The 13,490-nt window shown below is 62.3% G+C and carries 10 protein-coding genes; 6 read left to right on the top strand and 4 right to left on the bottom strand.

What is annotated here, in order from left to right:
- Nucleotides 1-21: 21 nt before the first annotated feature.
- From acnD to AC3ISG_RS09780, 4 genes are all read right to left on the bottom strand, one after another.
- The gene (acnD, locus tag AC3ISG_RS09795) at nucleotides 22-2,616 is read right to left on the bottom strand and encodes a Fe/S-dependent 2-methylisocitrate dehydratase AcnD (RefSeq protein ID WP_489299116.1); all 2,595 of its coding nucleotides are present in this window, start codon (nucleotides 2,614-2,616) and stop codon (nucleotides 22-24) included.
- Nucleotides 2,617-2,833: 217 nt separating this feature from the next.
- The gene (prpC, locus tag AC3ISG_RS09790) at nucleotides 2,834-3,961 is read right to left on the bottom strand and encodes a bifunctional 2-methylcitrate synthase/citrate synthase (protein ID WP_122534569.1); all 1,128 of its coding nucleotides are present in this window, start codon (nucleotides 3,959-3,961) and stop codon (nucleotides 2,834-2,836) included.
- Between the two features lie 192 nt (nucleotides 3,962-4,153).
- Nucleotides 4,154-5,044 (bottom strand): methylisocitrate lyase, encoded by an 891-nt coding sequence (gene prpB, locus AC3ISG_RS09785; protein ID WP_122534568.1) that lies wholly within the window; start codon nucleotides 5,042-5,044, stop codon nucleotides 4,154-4,156.
- Nucleotides 5,041-5,748, bottom strand: coding sequence for a GntR family transcriptional regulator (locus tag AC3ISG_RS09780; RefSeq protein ID WP_122623149.1), 708 nt, complete (start codon nucleotides 5,746-5,748; stop codon nucleotides 5,041-5,043). Before AC3ISG_RS09780 ends, prpB begins: the two co-directional genes overlap by 4 nt.
- Before the next feature lie 297 nt (nucleotides 5,749-6,045).
- Between AC3ISG_RS09780 and rloA the strand changes: the two genes are divergently transcribed.
- The 6 genes from rloA to AC3ISG_RS09750 all read left to right on the top strand — a co-directional run bounded on the left by rloA (nucleotide 6,046) and on the right by AC3ISG_RS09750 (nucleotide 13,488).
- Complete coding sequence (rloA, locus tag AC3ISG_RS09775) at nucleotides 6,046-6,624, top strand: retropepsin-like aspartic peptidase RloA (RefSeq protein ID WP_122534566.1); 579 nt, start codon at nucleotides 6,046-6,048, stop codon at nucleotides 6,622-6,624.
- Nucleotides 6,625-6,628: 4 nt separating this feature from the next.
- Complete coding sequence (rloB, locus tag AC3ISG_RS09770) at nucleotides 6,629-8,179, top strand: osmotic stress tolerance membrane protein RloB (protein ID WP_122534798.1); 1,551 nt, start codon at nucleotides 6,629-6,631, stop codon at nucleotides 8,177-8,179.
- Complete coding sequence (locus AC3ISG_RS09765) at nucleotides 8,179-9,147, top strand: alpha-L-glutamate ligase-like protein (RefSeq protein WP_163022031.1); 969 nt, start codon at nucleotides 8,179-8,181, stop codon at nucleotides 9,145-9,147. Before rloB ends, AC3ISG_RS09765 begins: the two co-directional genes overlap by 1 nt.
- 440 nt (nucleotides 9,148-9,587) lie before the next feature.
- The gene (locus tag AC3ISG_RS09760; RefSeq protein WP_489299115.1) at nucleotides 9,588-10,607 is read left to right on the top strand and encodes a FecCD family ABC transporter permease; all 1,020 of its coding nucleotides are present in this window, start codon (nucleotides 9,588-9,590) and stop codon (nucleotides 10,605-10,607) included.
- On the top strand, nucleotides 10,604-11,380 hold the full coding sequence (locus AC3ISG_RS09755; RefSeq protein ID WP_489299114.1) for an ABC transporter ATP-binding protein: 777 nt from the start codon (nucleotides 10,604-10,606) through the stop codon (nucleotides 11,378-11,380). The genes AC3ISG_RS09760 and AC3ISG_RS09755 overlap by 4 nt, the downstream gene beginning before the upstream one ends.
- A complete protein-coding gene (locus AC3ISG_RS09750; RefSeq protein ID WP_489299113.1) occupies nucleotides 11,377-13,488 on the top strand; it encodes a TonB-dependent receptor in 2,112 nt (703 codons plus the stop codon). Before AC3ISG_RS09755 ends, AC3ISG_RS09750 begins: the two co-directional genes overlap by 4 nt.
- Nucleotides 13,489-13,490: the final 2 nt, after the last annotated feature.

The following is a 13,490-nucleotide window of genomic DNA, read 5'->3' as shown; positions in this document are numbered from 1 at the left end:
GAGAGCAGCGCGGGCGTCGGCTCAGGCAACGGCCGAGGATTCGAGGAAGTCCTGGGCAAAGCGTTGCAACACGCCGCCGGCCTCGTAGATCAACACCTCTTCCCCCGTGTCGAGGCGGCAGGTCACCGGCACGTCCACACGCTCGCCGTTCTTGCGCTGGATGATCAGCGTCAGCGTGGCACCCGGCGTGCGGGCGCCGATCACGTCATAGGTTTCACTGCCGTCGATACCCAGGGTCAGGCGACTGGTGCCCGGTTTGAACTCCAGCGGCAGCACGCCCATGCCCACCAGATTGGTGCGGTGGATGCGTTCGAAGCCTTCGGCGACGATAACTTCGACACCCGCCAGGCGCACGCCCTTGGCGGCCCAGTCCCGGGACGAACCCTGGCCGTAATCGGCGCCGGCAATGATGATCAGTGGCTGCTTGCGCGCCATGTAGGTTTCGATTGCCTCCCACATCCGCGTGACCTGGCCTTCAGGCTCGATCCGCGCGTAGGAGCCCTGCTTGACCTTGCCGTTTTCTACGACCATTTCATTGAACAGCTTGGGGTTGGCGAACGTGGCGCGCTGGGCCGTCAGGTGATCGCCGCGATGGGTGGCGTAAGAGTTGAAGTCCTCTTCCGGCAGGCCCATTTTTTCCAGGTATTCGCCGGCCGCGCTGTCGAGCATGATCGCGTTGGACGGCGACAGGTGATCGGTGGTGATGTTGTCCGGCAGCACCGCCAGCGGACGCATGCCGCGCAGGGTTCGTTCACCGGCAAGCGCGCCTTCCCAGTACGGCGGTCGACGAATGTACGTACTCATCGGGCGCCAGTCGTACAGCGGCGCGACTTTCGGGCCGTTGTCTTCGTGGATGGCGAACATCGGGATGTACACCTGACGAAATTGCTCCGGCTTGACCGAAGCTTTCACCACCTGATCGATCTCGGCGTCGCTTGGCCAGAGGTCTTTCAGGCGGATCTCTTCGCCATTCGGGCCGAGGCCCAGCACGTCTTTCTCGATATCGAAGCGGATCGTTCCGGCGATGGCGTAGGCCACCACCAGCGGCGGCGAGGCGAGAAAGGCCTGCTTGGCGTAAGGATGAATGCGTCCGTCGAAGTTGCGGTTGCCTGACAATACCGCCGTGGCGTAAAGGTCGCGGTCGATGATTTCCTGCTGGATCACCGGATCCAGCGCACCGGACATGCCGTTGCAGGTGGTGCAGGCAAACGCAACGATGCCGAAACCCAGTTGCTCCAGCTCAGTGGTCAGACCCGCTTCGTCGAGGTACAGGGCGACGGTTTTCGAGCCGGGCGCCAGGGACGATTTGACCCACGGTTTGCGCGTCAGGCCCAGGCGATTGGCGTTGCGCGCCAGCAAACCTGCGGCGATGACGTTGCGCGGGTTGCTGGTGTTGGTGCAACTGGTGATGGCAGCGATGATCACCGCGCCGTCCGGCATTTCGCCCGGGGTTTCCTCCCACGGCGCCGCGATGCCTTTGGCCGCCAGATCGGCCGTCGCCACCCGCGCATGGGGGTTGGACGGTCCGGCCATGTTGCGCACCACGCTGGACAGGTCGAAACGCAGCACGCGCTCGTATTCGGCGGTGACCAGGCTGTCGGCCCAGAGCCCGGTGTGGCGGGCGAATGTTTCGACCAGTTGCACCTGCCGGTCTTCGCGACCGGTCAGCCGGAGGTAATCGATGGTCTGTTGATCGATGCTGAACATGGCCGCGGTCGCGCCGTATTCGGGAGCCATGTTCGAGATGGTCGCGCGGTCGCCGAGGGTCAGGGCGCGGGCGCCCTCGCCGTAAAACTCCAGGTACGCGCCGACAACCTTCTGCTGACGCAGGTATTCGGTGAGCGCCAGCACCACGTCGGTGGCGGTAATGCCCGGCTGCGGACGGCCCGACAGTTCGACGCCGATAATGTCCGGCAGGCGCATCCACGAGGCACGGCCGAGCATGACGTTCTCGGCTTCAAGGCCGCCGACGCCGATGGCGATGACCCCCAGAGCATCCACGTGTGGGGTGTGGCTGTCGGTGCCGACCAGGGTGTCGGGGAAAGCGACGCCGTTCAGCGTCTGAATCACCGGTGACATCCGCTCCAGATTGATCTGGTGCATGATGCCGTTGCCGGGCGGGATCACTTCGACGTTCTTGAACGCCTGCTTGGTCCAGTTGATGAAGTGGAAGCGGTCTTCGTTGCGACGGTCTTCAATCGCCCGGTTCTTGCTGAACGCGTCCGGGTCGTAGCCCCCGCATTCGACGGCCAGCGAGTGATCGACGATCAACTGCACGGGCACCACGGGATTGACCTGCGCGGGGTCGCCGCCCATGTCGGCGATTGCGTCGCGCAAGCCGGCGAGGTCCACCAGCGCGGTCTGGCCGAGAATGTCATGGCAGACAACGCGCGCCGGAAACCACGGGAAATCAAGATCACGCTTGCGTTCAATCAGTTGCGTGAGCGAAGCCGTCAGCGTGGTCGGATGGCAACGGCGCACCAGGTTTTCGGCGAGCACGCGGGAGGTGTACGGCAGCGTGGCGTAGGCGCCTGGCTTGATCCCATTGACTGCCGCCTGGGCGTCGAAGTAATCCAGCGCAGTGCCGGGCAGCGATTTGCGGTATTCAGTGTTCATCGTCAGGACTCGATCACGGTAGTTTCCAAAAGGCAGGGGGATTGCACTGGCTTTGACTTGAGTACCCGATCCGTGGGAGCGAGCTTGCTCGCGAAGAGGCAAGGGCATCCGCTAAATTTTCAGCGGCTGGAATGACGCCTTCGCGAGCAAGGTGGAGCGCCACCCCGGTCGCTCCCACAGGAATCGGTCTTCAGTCTTCAGTCAGTGCCCTGCCCAATCAGCGCTGTTCGATGGGCACGAATTTGCGCTGTTCGACGCCGATGTATTCGGCGCTCGGTCGGATGATGCGGTTGTTGGCGCGCTGTTCAAACACGTGGGAAGCCCAGCCGGTCAGGCGCGAGCAAACGAAGATCGGGGTGAACAGCTTGGTCGGGATGCCCATAAAGTGGTACGCCGAAGCGTGGTAGAAGTCGGCGTTGGGGAACAGCTTCTTCTGCTCCCACATGGTCTTGTCGATGGCTTCGGAGACCGGGAACAGCACGGTGTCGCCCACCTCCTCCGCGAGCTTTTTCGACCAGCCCTTGATCACCTCGTTACGCGGGTCGTTGTCCTTATAGATCGCGTGGCCGAAGCCCATGATCTTGTCCTTGCGCTCCAGCATCGCCAACGTGCCCTTCGTCGCTTCTTCGGCGGAGGAAAACTTCTGGATCATCTCCATCGCCGCTTCATTGGCGCCGCCGTGCAACGGACCGCGCAATGTGCCAATGGCCGCCGTGATGCAGGAAAACAGGTCGGACAGGGTCGATGCGCAAACCCTGGCGGTGAAGGTTGAGGCGTTGAATTCGTGCTCGGCGTAAAGAATCAGCGAGACGTCCATGACCTTGCGGTGCAGTTCGCTCGGCGCCTTGTCCAGCAGCAGTTTCAGGAAGTGCCCGGCAATGGACACTTCGTCGGTGACGCAGTCGATGCGCTTGCCTTCATGGCTGAAGCGGTACCAATAGCACATGATCGCCGGAAACGCCGCGAGCAGCCGGTCGGTGGAATCGAGCTGCTGGGCGAAGCTGGCTTCGGGCTCGAGATTGCCGAGCATCGAGCAGCCGGTGCGCATGACGTCCATGGGGTGGGTGTCGGCGGGAATGCGCTCCAGCACTTCTTTCAGCGCCTGGGGCAGGTCACGCAGGCCCTGGAGCTTCTTCAGGTAACCGTCGAGTTGCGCCTGGGTCGGCAGATCGCCGTACAGCAGCAGGTACGCGACTTCTTCGAATCGGGCGTCGGCGGCGAGTTCACGCACGTCGTAGCCGCGATAGGTCAATCCGGCGCCGGCCTGGCCGACGGTGGACAACGCGGTCTGCCCGGCCACCTGGCCTCGCAGGCCTGCGCCGCTCAATACTTTTGCTTCAGCCATTGCTGTCTCCAGTCTTGTAGTTGTGTGGGAATCGGCAATTCGTCTCTATGTTTTACGCAGCCTTCAGAGCAAGAGATACGCTAACCCGTGGGAGCGAGCTTGCTCGCGAAGGCAATAGTCCGGGTAATAGAAGGGGTTCGAATGTACCGTCCTCTTCGTGAGCAAGCTCACTCCCACAGTGATCGGGCTTTTCTACGATTTCTTCTGCGCAAACAGCGCATCGAGCTTCTGCTCGAACGCGTGGTAGTCGATGCGTTCGTACAACTCCATCCGGGTTTGCATGGTGTCGATGACATTCTTCTGGGTGCCGTCGCGGCGAATCGCGGTGTAGACGTTTTCCGCCGCCTTGTTCATCGCCCGGAATGCCGACAGCGGGTAGAGCACCAGCGCCACTTCGGCGGACTTCAGCTCGTCGGTGGTGAACAGCGGCGTCGAACCGAACTCGGTGATGTTGGCGAGGATCGGCGCCTTCACCCGCGAGGCAAACAGCTTGTACATCTCAAGCTCAGTGATTGCTTCCGGGAAGACCATGTCCGCGCCTGCCTCGATGCACGCGGCGGCGCGATCCAGAGCTGATTCCAGGCCTTCCACCGCCAGCGCATCGGTGCGCGCCATGATCACGAAACTGTCGTCGGTTCGCGCATCCACCGCCGCCTTGATGCGATCAACCATCTCCTGCTGCGAGACGATTTCCTTGCCGGGCCGGTGACCGCAGCGCTTGGCGCCGACCTGGTCTTCGATGTGCATTGCCGCCGCGCCGAACTTGATCATCGATTTCACCGTACGCGCCACATTGAACGCCGAGGCACCGAAGCCGGTGTCGACGTCCACCAGCAGCGGCAGGTCGCAGACGTCGGTGATGCGGCGTACGTCGGTGAGCACGTCATCCAGGCCGGTAATGCCGAGGTCCGGCACGCCCAGCGAACCCGCCGCAACACCGCCGCCGGACAGGTAAATGGCCTTGAAGCCGGCCCGTTGCGCCAGCAACGCGTGGTTGGCGTTGATCGTACCGACCACTTGCAGCGGATGCTCGCTGGCGACGGCGTCACGGAAGCGTTGGCCGGGAGTGGATCTTGTGGTCATTGTTCACCTCGGGCAGTTGCAGCGTGAAAGTGCTGCTCAATGTTGCGTTTGGACGCGGCAATGTGGCGGCGCATCAACAGCTCGGCCAGCTCGCCGTCACGTTCGGCGATGGCGTCGAGAATACGGTGGTGCTCGGCGAACGCCTGGCGCGGACGATTAGGCGTCGTCGAGAACTGGATGCGGTACATGCGCACCAGTTGGTACAGGTCATCGCAGAGCATCTGGGTCAGGGTGCTGTTGCGCGCGCCCTGGATGATCCGGTAATGAAAGTCGAAGTCGCCTTCCTGCTGGTAATAGCCGACGCCGGCCTGAAAGGCGCTGTCGCATTCGTGGGTTTCCAGCACGCGGCGCAGCTCGTCGACTTCTTCAACGGTCATGCGCTCGGCGGCCAGGCGACACGCCATGCCTTCGAGGGATTCACGAATTTCGTACAACTCGACCAGTTCGGCATGGCTCAGGGAAACCACGCGAGCGCCGACGTGGGGGACGCGCACCAACAGGCGCTGACCTTCAAGCCGGTGGATGGCTTCGCGCAATGGCCCCCGGCTGATGCCGTAAGTGCGCGCCAGCTCAGGCTCGGAGATCTTGCTGCCGGGGGCGATGTCGCCCTTGACGATGGCCGCCTGAATACGACGAAAGACGTTCTCGGACAGCGTCTCGGCGTCTAACGACGTAGCAGGCAGAGTTTCTGCGGCATCTAACATTGTTGACACCTGATGATCGAATGTCAGCAAATCTAGCGAATGAAGGCAGTTCCGTCAAAGCCAAATGGCTGATTGTCGACAATCGTCTAATGGCGACACCCGCTGACGAAGCGTCTGACCGCACCTGTCCGCTGCGCCCTTCGCTGGCGTCACAAAGGCTTCATGCTAAGATGCCGCCCGCTGAAGACCACCCATGCAGGCAACAGACGGCTTGCCCAGGCGCGGCACCTTGGTTCAAACCAAAACCGTATTTCGACGTCAAAGCAGCTCTTTCACCCTTTCATCGCACCTGGACTTATGAGCCGTCACCCCCTTCTCGTTCTGTTATCCCTGTACCTGCCAGGCTTCTTTCTGCCCGGACTTTTTCTTTCCGGGCTTTTTCTGCCCGGCCTGAGCCTGGCCGCTGAAAAGACGGTGTATGGCTTGAACGAGTACGCAGAACTGGCCGACATCGACCTGCAAGTCGCCGCCAAACTGGACACCGGCGCGAAAACCGCCTCCCTGAGTGCCCGCGACATCAAGCGTTTCAAGCGCAATGGCGAATCCTGGGTGCGTTTTTACCTGGCCATCGACGACGCCCACGAACACCCCATCGAACGCCCCCTGGCCCGGGTCAGCAGGATCAAGCGGCGTGCGGGGGATATCGACGCCGATGACGACAGGAAATACACCGCCCGCCCGGTCATCAGCCTGGATGTGTGCATGGGCAGCGCGCTGCGCACCATAGAAGTGAACTTGACCGACCGCAGCGCATTCCAATACCCGCTTCTGATTGGCTCCGAAGCCCTCAAGCACTTCGATGCGCTGGTCGATCCAAGCCTGAAATACGCAGCAGGCAAGCCTGCCTGCGTCACCGATGCTCAAACCGCAGAGTAACAACATGCGCTCTCTTACCCTCCATCTGAAAATCCTGATCGCGACCCTCGTCACGCTGGGCATCGCGATCACGGCTTATCAGATATTGGCACTCGGCATTCCGGTGACCGAAGACGAAACCGACGACCTGTGGAACATCGACGCCAAGGTCGAGTTCATCGCCAACCCGAAGGACACGGTCAAGGTACAAATGTACGTGCCGCCCCTTTCGCGGGATTACATCAGCCTCAACGAAAGCTTCATCTCCAACAACTACGGCGTGAACGTCAATCGCGCGGATGGCAACCGCAAGGTGACCTGGTCCGCACGCCGGGCCAACGGCAACCAGACGCTCTACTACCGGCTGGTATTGACCAAGCGCTACAGTGGCGAGAAAGCCAAGATCAAAGGCCCGATCTTCCGCGACAGCATCGTTGTGGAAGGCCCGGAAAAAATCGCCGCCGACGCACTGCTCGCGCCGATCCGGCAGCACTCGGCCGACGTCGAAACTTTCGTCAGCGAAGCCATCAAGCGCGTCAACAACTTGAGCGATGACAACGTCAAGCTGCTGCTGGCCGGTGATACGTCGGTGCAAAACAAGGCGCGGATCACCGAAACGCTGCTGTCCATCGCCCACGTGCCGGTGGAGAAAGTCCACACCATCCGTTTGGTCGCCGATCAGCCGCAGTCACCCGAACTGTGGCTGCGCAGCTTCAATGGCAAGGACTGGCTGTATTTCAATCCGGAAACCGGCGAGGCGGGCCTGCCCCAGGACCGACTGCTGTGGTGGACCGGCAACGACAACCTGATCTCCGTGGAGGGTGGCAAGAAGGCCACTGTGAGCTTCAGCCTGAACAACAGCGAGATGAACGCCATTCGCCTGGCCAAGCTGACCGACGAAAGCACCGACGCCGACTTTCTCGAATACTCGCTGTACAGCTTGCCGCTGCAAACCCAGCAGACCTTCATGATCATGGTGATGATCCCGATCGGCGTGCTGGTGATCCTGATCCTGCGCAACCTCGTAGGCCTGCAGACGCTGGGAACCTTCACCCCGGTGCTGATCGCGCTGGCGTTCCGCGAGACCCAGCTGGGCTTCGGCATCGTGTTGTTCACCATCATCACCGCGCTGGGCCTGTCCCTGCGCTCGTACCTCGAACACCTCAAGCTGCAAATGCTGCCGAGGCTGTCGGTGGTGCTGACCTTCGTGGTGGTGCTGATTGCCGCCATCAGCCTGTTCAGCCACAAGCTGGGGCTTGAGCGCGGGCTGTCGGTGGCGCTGTTCCCGATGGTGATTCTGACCATGACCATCGAACGCCTGTCGATCACCTGGGAAGAGCGCGGCGGCGGCCATGCCATGAAAGTCGCCATCGGCACGCTGTTCGCGGCGTCCCTGGCGCACATCATCATGAGCATTCCGGAGTTCATCTACTTCGTGTTCACCTTCCCGGCCATCCTGCTGATTCTGGTGGGCTTCATGCTGGCGATGGGGCGTTATCGCGGGTATCGGCTGACCGAGCTGATTCGCTTCAAGGCCTTCCTCAAGGAAGACGCCGAGCGGGAAACCCCTAAATGATCGGCTGGTGGAAAACCTGGAAGGCGCTGGAAGCCAAGGGGATCATGGGCATCAACCGGCGTAACGCCGACTACGTGCTCAAGTACAACAAGCGCAGCCTCTACCCCATTGTGGATGACAAGATCATCACCAAGGAGCGGGCCATCGCCGCGGGCATTCACGTGCCCGAGCTGTACGGGATCATTTCCACCGAGAAAGAAATCGACAAGCTCGACGCGATCATCGGCGGGCGCAGCGATTTCGTCGTCAAGCCGGCCAAGGGCGCAGGCGGCGACGGCATCCTGGTGATTGCCGACCGGTTCGAAGAGCGCTTCCGCACGGTCTCCGGGCGCATCATCAGCCACGACGAAATCGAGCATCAGATTTCCAGCATCCTCACCGGGCTGTATTCCCTGGGCGGCCACCGCGATCGCGCGCTGATCGAATACCGGGTCACGCCGGATCAGATTTTCAAGAGCATCAGTTATGAGGGTGTTCCGGACATCCGCGTGATCGTGTTGATGGGTTATCCGGTGATGGCCATGCTGCGCCTGCCAACCCGGCAGTCTGGCGGCAAGGCCAACCTGCACCAGGGCGCCATCGGTGTCGGCGTCGATCTGGCCACTGGCCTGACGCTGCGCGGCACCTGGTTGAACAACATCATCAGCAAGCATCCTGACACCACCAATGCGGTGGATGGCGTGCAACTGCCGAACTGGGACGGTTTCATGAAGCTTGCGGCTGAGTGCTACGAGCTGTGTGGCCTGGGTTATATCGGCGTCGATATGGTGCTGGATCAGGATCGCGGGCCGTTGATTCTAGAGCTGAATGCGCGGCCGGGGCTGAACATCCAGATCGCCAACGACTGCGGGCTGACTCACCGGACATTGGCGGTGGAAAAGCGCCTCGAAGAGCTGGCGGCGGACGGTGTCCAGGAGAGCGCGGAAGAGCGGGTCAAGTTTGCCCAGGGGTTGTTCGGGCACGTTTGATCGTATTTCTGTTGATCACGATATTTGATGCTCCCCTGACCCATTGCTGGCGCTCACACCGGCCTCTTCCCGGCTGAAGCCAGTCCTACTAGATGCCGCGTGCAGTCAATGGAATTGGCTGAAATGCCGACTGTGGGACTGCCTGGACCTCAACTGTGGGACCGGCTTTAGGCGGGAAGACGTCACGCGCCACACCGCAAATCTGATGGCGTTCACATCGGCCTCTTCCCGGCTGAAGCCGGTCCCACTAGACCACCGCTCACATTCGTAGGACCGGCTTTAGCCGGGAAGACGTCAGGCGTCGTTCCGCGAAACCCGAGCCGAACATCACCGGCCGCTCCCCCCGATAAATGAAGATTCACCCCATGCGGCATCCCGTCCCTAGAGAACCCTTGCCTATCGCTGTATAGTTTTTTACATACCGAAACAATGAGTAACAGATGTCCCCTCTCAAGCTGCACTCCCCTCTGCTGCTCGGCCTGTTGGCGTTGATCATGACGGCTGCCTGTGCGCTGTCATTGGGCCGCTATCAAATCTCAATCCACGAATTCCTGACGTTCATCGCAACGATGCTGGGCCTCAGCGACATGCCCGCGCAGCGCTACGACCTGCTCCACAGCCTGATCATCGAGGCGCGCCTGCCTAGAGTCATTGCCGCGGTGCTGGTGGGGGCCGGGCTTTCCGTCTCGGGCGCGGCGTATCAAGGCGTGTTCCGCAATCCGCTGGTGTCGCCGGGTTTGCTGGGGGTGTTGAGCGGCTGCGCGTTCGGCGCTGCGCTGGGAATCATCTGGCACCTGTCGCCCCTGGCCATCGCACTGGTGGCGTGCGTGACCGGGCTCATCGCCGTGGCGGTCGGTCTGGGCATCGCGCGTATGTTCCAGACCCGCTCCATCTTGCTGCTGGTGCTCGGCGGCATTGTCGCGAACGCCCTCTTCACCTCGCTGCTGTCCATCGCCCAGTACATGGCCGATCCGGTGGATCAGTTGCCGAGCATCGTTTATTGGCTGCTCGGCAGCCTGAGTGCCGTGGACGTGCAGGCGTTGTGGATCATCGGGCCGATTCTGGCCGTGGCCATCGTGCTGTTGTGTCTGACCGGCCGCGCCATCGATGCGCTGTCCTTGAGTGATGACGAGGCGCTGAGCCTGGGCGTGCCGGTCGAGCAGATTCGTGGCGGCCTGATCGTGCTGACCACGCTGATCTGCGCACTCACTGTGAGTCTGGCGGGGATGGTCGGCTGGATCGGTCTGTTGATTCCGCACCTGGCGCGGTTGCTGGTCGGCCCCTGCAATACGCGCTTGCTGCCCCTCAGCGCCTGCCTGGGCGGGATCTTCCTGCTGGCGGCTGACGGCGTCGCTCGCAGCGTATCGGCGGGCGAGATTCCCCTCGGCATCATCACCGAGCTGTTTGGCGCGATTGCTTTTGTGCTGGTGCTGCATCGCGTGCGCAAGGGCTGGCTATGAAGCGCTTGCAGGCCCGCCAACTCAGCTATCGAGTCGGCGACCGCGTGATTCTCGACAACGTCTCGCTGGACATAAAAGCCGGTGACAACATCGCGCTGCTGGGGGCCAACGGCGCCGGGAAAAGCACGTTGATGAAACTGCTGCTGGGGTTGCTGACGCCCCACGCCGGCGACGTGCTGATCGAAGGCCAACCGATGCGTTCAATGAAGCGCCGCGCCGTCGCCCGGCAGATTGCCTACGTGCCGCAGAGCCATGTCCCGAGCTTTCCGTTCAGCGTCGCGCACATCGTCGGCCAGGGCCGGTTGCCCACCGTTGGCCTTGGCCATACGCCGAGCCGCGACGACAAGACCTCTGTGCAGCAGGCCCTGACCGACCTGGGCATCCTTCATTTAAGTGAGCGGCCGTACACCGAGCTGTCCGGGGGCGAGCGTCAACTGGTGCTGATCGCCCGGGCCGTGGTCCAGCGCGCCAACACCATCATTCTTGACGAGCCGGTCACCGGGCTCGACTACGGCCATCAGCTGCGCCTGCTGGCATTGCTCAAGCGCCTCGCCACTGAAGGCATCAGCGTTCTGTCCAGCACCCATCGCCCTGAACACGCCCTTGCCTGGGCCAATCGCGTGCTGGTGCTGCACGACGGCCAACTCATCGCCGACGGCGCGCCCCACGACGTCATCGACAGCGCCCTCATGGCGCGCCTTTACCAGGTCGCCGTCGAGCAGATAGACACCGACGGCCACCGCTTTTTTATTCCTTGCCGAGTGTTTACATGACCCGATCCTTCCCATCGCGCCTGGCCTTCGCGCCGCTGTTGTTTGGCGGCTTCGCTCAGGTCAGCCTGGCGCAAGAAATGACCCTGGCGCCCCTGGACATCAGTGCCGAACAGTCGATTGCCGATCAGGCGCGGGAGAAGTCGGCGACCCTCGGCCCCATGGGTGAGCGCAGGCTGCTGGACACGCCCTATTCCATCAGCGTGCTGTCATCGGAGCTGATCGACAGCCAGCAGCTGAAAAGCTTCAAGGACATCATCCGCTACATGCCCTCCGTGCAGGCCGACGGCGCCCGGCCGCAAACCCGGGGGCTGCAGGGCAGCGTGGTGCAGAACAGCCGGCTGGACGGCCTCAACGTGGTCTCGACCACCGATTACCCGGCCGAGCAACTGGGCGGCGTCGAGGTGCTGAGCGGTCTGTCGGGGTCGCTGTATGGCCCGGCGAATCCGGCCGGCACCTTCAACCTGCTGTCGAAACGACCGACCGATTTCACCCGCAATCGGCTGACCGTCGGCGTGGGCACCGGTCTGACCTGGCTCAAGGCCGCCGACCTGAGCGGCCCGTTCGACCCGGACGGCAAGATCAAATACCGCCTGAACGTGGCCGACGAACAGGGCCACAGTTATGCCCCCGGCAGCACGTTGCGCCGGCAGTTGGTGAGCCTCGCCACGGACTTTCAGATCAGTGACGACAGCGTCATCGAAACCAACGTCAGCCACTACAACTACCTGTCCAAGGGCCTGCCGGGCAAGTTTGCCGTCGCCTCGGGCGTGACGCTGCCCCACGCGCCGGACCCGACTCGCAGCAACCTCGGGCAGAATTATTCTGGCGACAACAACACCACGGACACCGCGAGCGCGCACTTCAAGCACGACTTCGACGGCAACTGGAAACTCGACCTCGGCGCGCTTCGGCAGATCGCCGACCGAGAGTCCACCGCAGTGACCAATACGCTGATCAACAACGCGGGCACCTATCGCAGCTCGGTAGCCAGCGCCACCGCCAGCCGCTTTACCATCAACAGCTATCTGGCCAACCTCAACGGCAGCGTTTACACCGCCGGTATTCGCCACGACCTGGCCGTCGGCGTGACCGGTTTTGACTGGGACAACTACAACCCTGTGGCCGGCGGCACGAAAACCCTGGGCACAGCGTCATTGAGCAACCCGGTCGCCTTCGATGAGCCGGATTTTCCGGACTTCACCGATCGCTACCACTCCGCCAACGCCCGCCAGCGTTCCTTCGTGCTGGGCGACACCCTGACCTTCACGCCGAAATGGAGCCTGATGCTCAGCGGCAGTCAGAGCCGCCTGACCGCCGACAACTATTCCCAGGCAGGGCTGCACACCTCATCCCGTGATTCAGGCATTAGCACCGCCAGCAGCGTGATGTACAAGCCGGTGGACGACCTGACGCTGTACCTGACTTACGCCGACAGCTTGCAACAGGGCGACAGCGCGGCGGCCGGCAGCAGCAACGCCGGGGCAATCCTGTCGCCGTACCGCAGCCGCATGTGGGAGTTGGGCGGCAAATGGGTCGCGCGCGGGGTCAACCTGTCGCTGGCGGCGTTCCAGATCAAGCGGCCCTTCGCCTACACCCAGCCGGATAACGGCTATGCCGTGGCGGGTGATCAGCGCAATCGCGGAGTGGAATTCCTCGCCGACGGTGACCTGACTTCAAACCTCAAGATGTTCGGCGGCATCACCTGGCTGGACCCGAAACTGCTGTCCACCGGCAACGAAAGCACGGAAGACACGCGCATTGTCGGGTTGTCGCGGGTTACCGCCAGCCTGTTGACCGAATACCGCATCGATCAGGTGCCGGGCCTCGCGGTCAACCTCAACGCCCGCTACGCCAGCGCCCGCCCCACTGACGACAGCAACGATCACTGGGTGGGCAGCTACAAGACCTTCGATGCCGGCGCCAGCTACAGCACCCGGTTGATGAGGCGCGACACGGTCTACCGGCTCGAAGTCACCAACCTGGCCAACGAACGCTACTGGACCAACATCGTCCCCGGCGGCCTGAACGGCTACACCGGTGCCGGGCAAGCCAGCGCCACACCGGCCGCGCCGCGTATGGTGCAGGCGTCGATCCAGGTGGACCTGTGAAG

The organism is Pseudomonas sp. GL_135 (genome assembly GCF_057834665.1).
The sequence above is the reverse complement of the archived record's forward strand: the minus strand, read 5'-3'. Positions and strand labels throughout refer to the sequence as shown.

Bases quoted from the DNA above. Each gene is read 5' to 3' on its own strand.
- rloA (WP_122534566.1), top strand. From the start codon at position 6,046: ATGAGCCGTCACCCCCTTCTCGTTCTGTTATCCCTGTACCTGCCAGGC.
- prpC (WP_122534569.1), bottom strand. From the start codon at position 3,961: ATGGCTGAAGCAAAAGTATTGAGCGGCGCAGGCCTGCGAGGCCAGGTG.
- AC3ISG_RS09750 (WP_489299113.1), top strand. From the start codon at position 11,377: ATGACCCGATCCTTCCCATCGCGCCTGGCCTTCGCGCCGCTGTTGTTT.
- acnD (WP_489299116.1), bottom strand. From the start codon at position 2,616: ATGAACACTGAATACCGCAAATCGCTGCCCGGCACTGCGCTGGATTAC.
- AC3ISG_RS09760 (WP_489299115.1), top strand. From the start codon at position 9,588: ATGTCCCCTCTCAAGCTGCACTCCCCTCTGCTGCTCGGCCTGTTGGCG.
- rloB (WP_122534798.1), top strand. From the start codon at position 6,629: ATGCGCTCTCTTACCCTCCATCTGAAAATCCTGATCGCGACCCTCGTC.
- prpB (WP_122534568.1), bottom strand. From the start codon at position 5,044: ATGACCACAAGATCCACTCCCGGCCAACGCTTCCGTGACGCCGTCGCC.
- AC3ISG_RS09780 (WP_122623149.1), bottom strand. From the start codon at position 5,748: ATGTTAGATGCCGCAGAAACTCTGCCTGCTACGTCGTTAGACGCCGAG.
- AC3ISG_RS09755 (WP_489299114.1), top strand. From the start codon at position 10,604: ATGAAGCGCTTGCAGGCCCGCCAACTCAGCTATCGAGTCGGCGACCGC.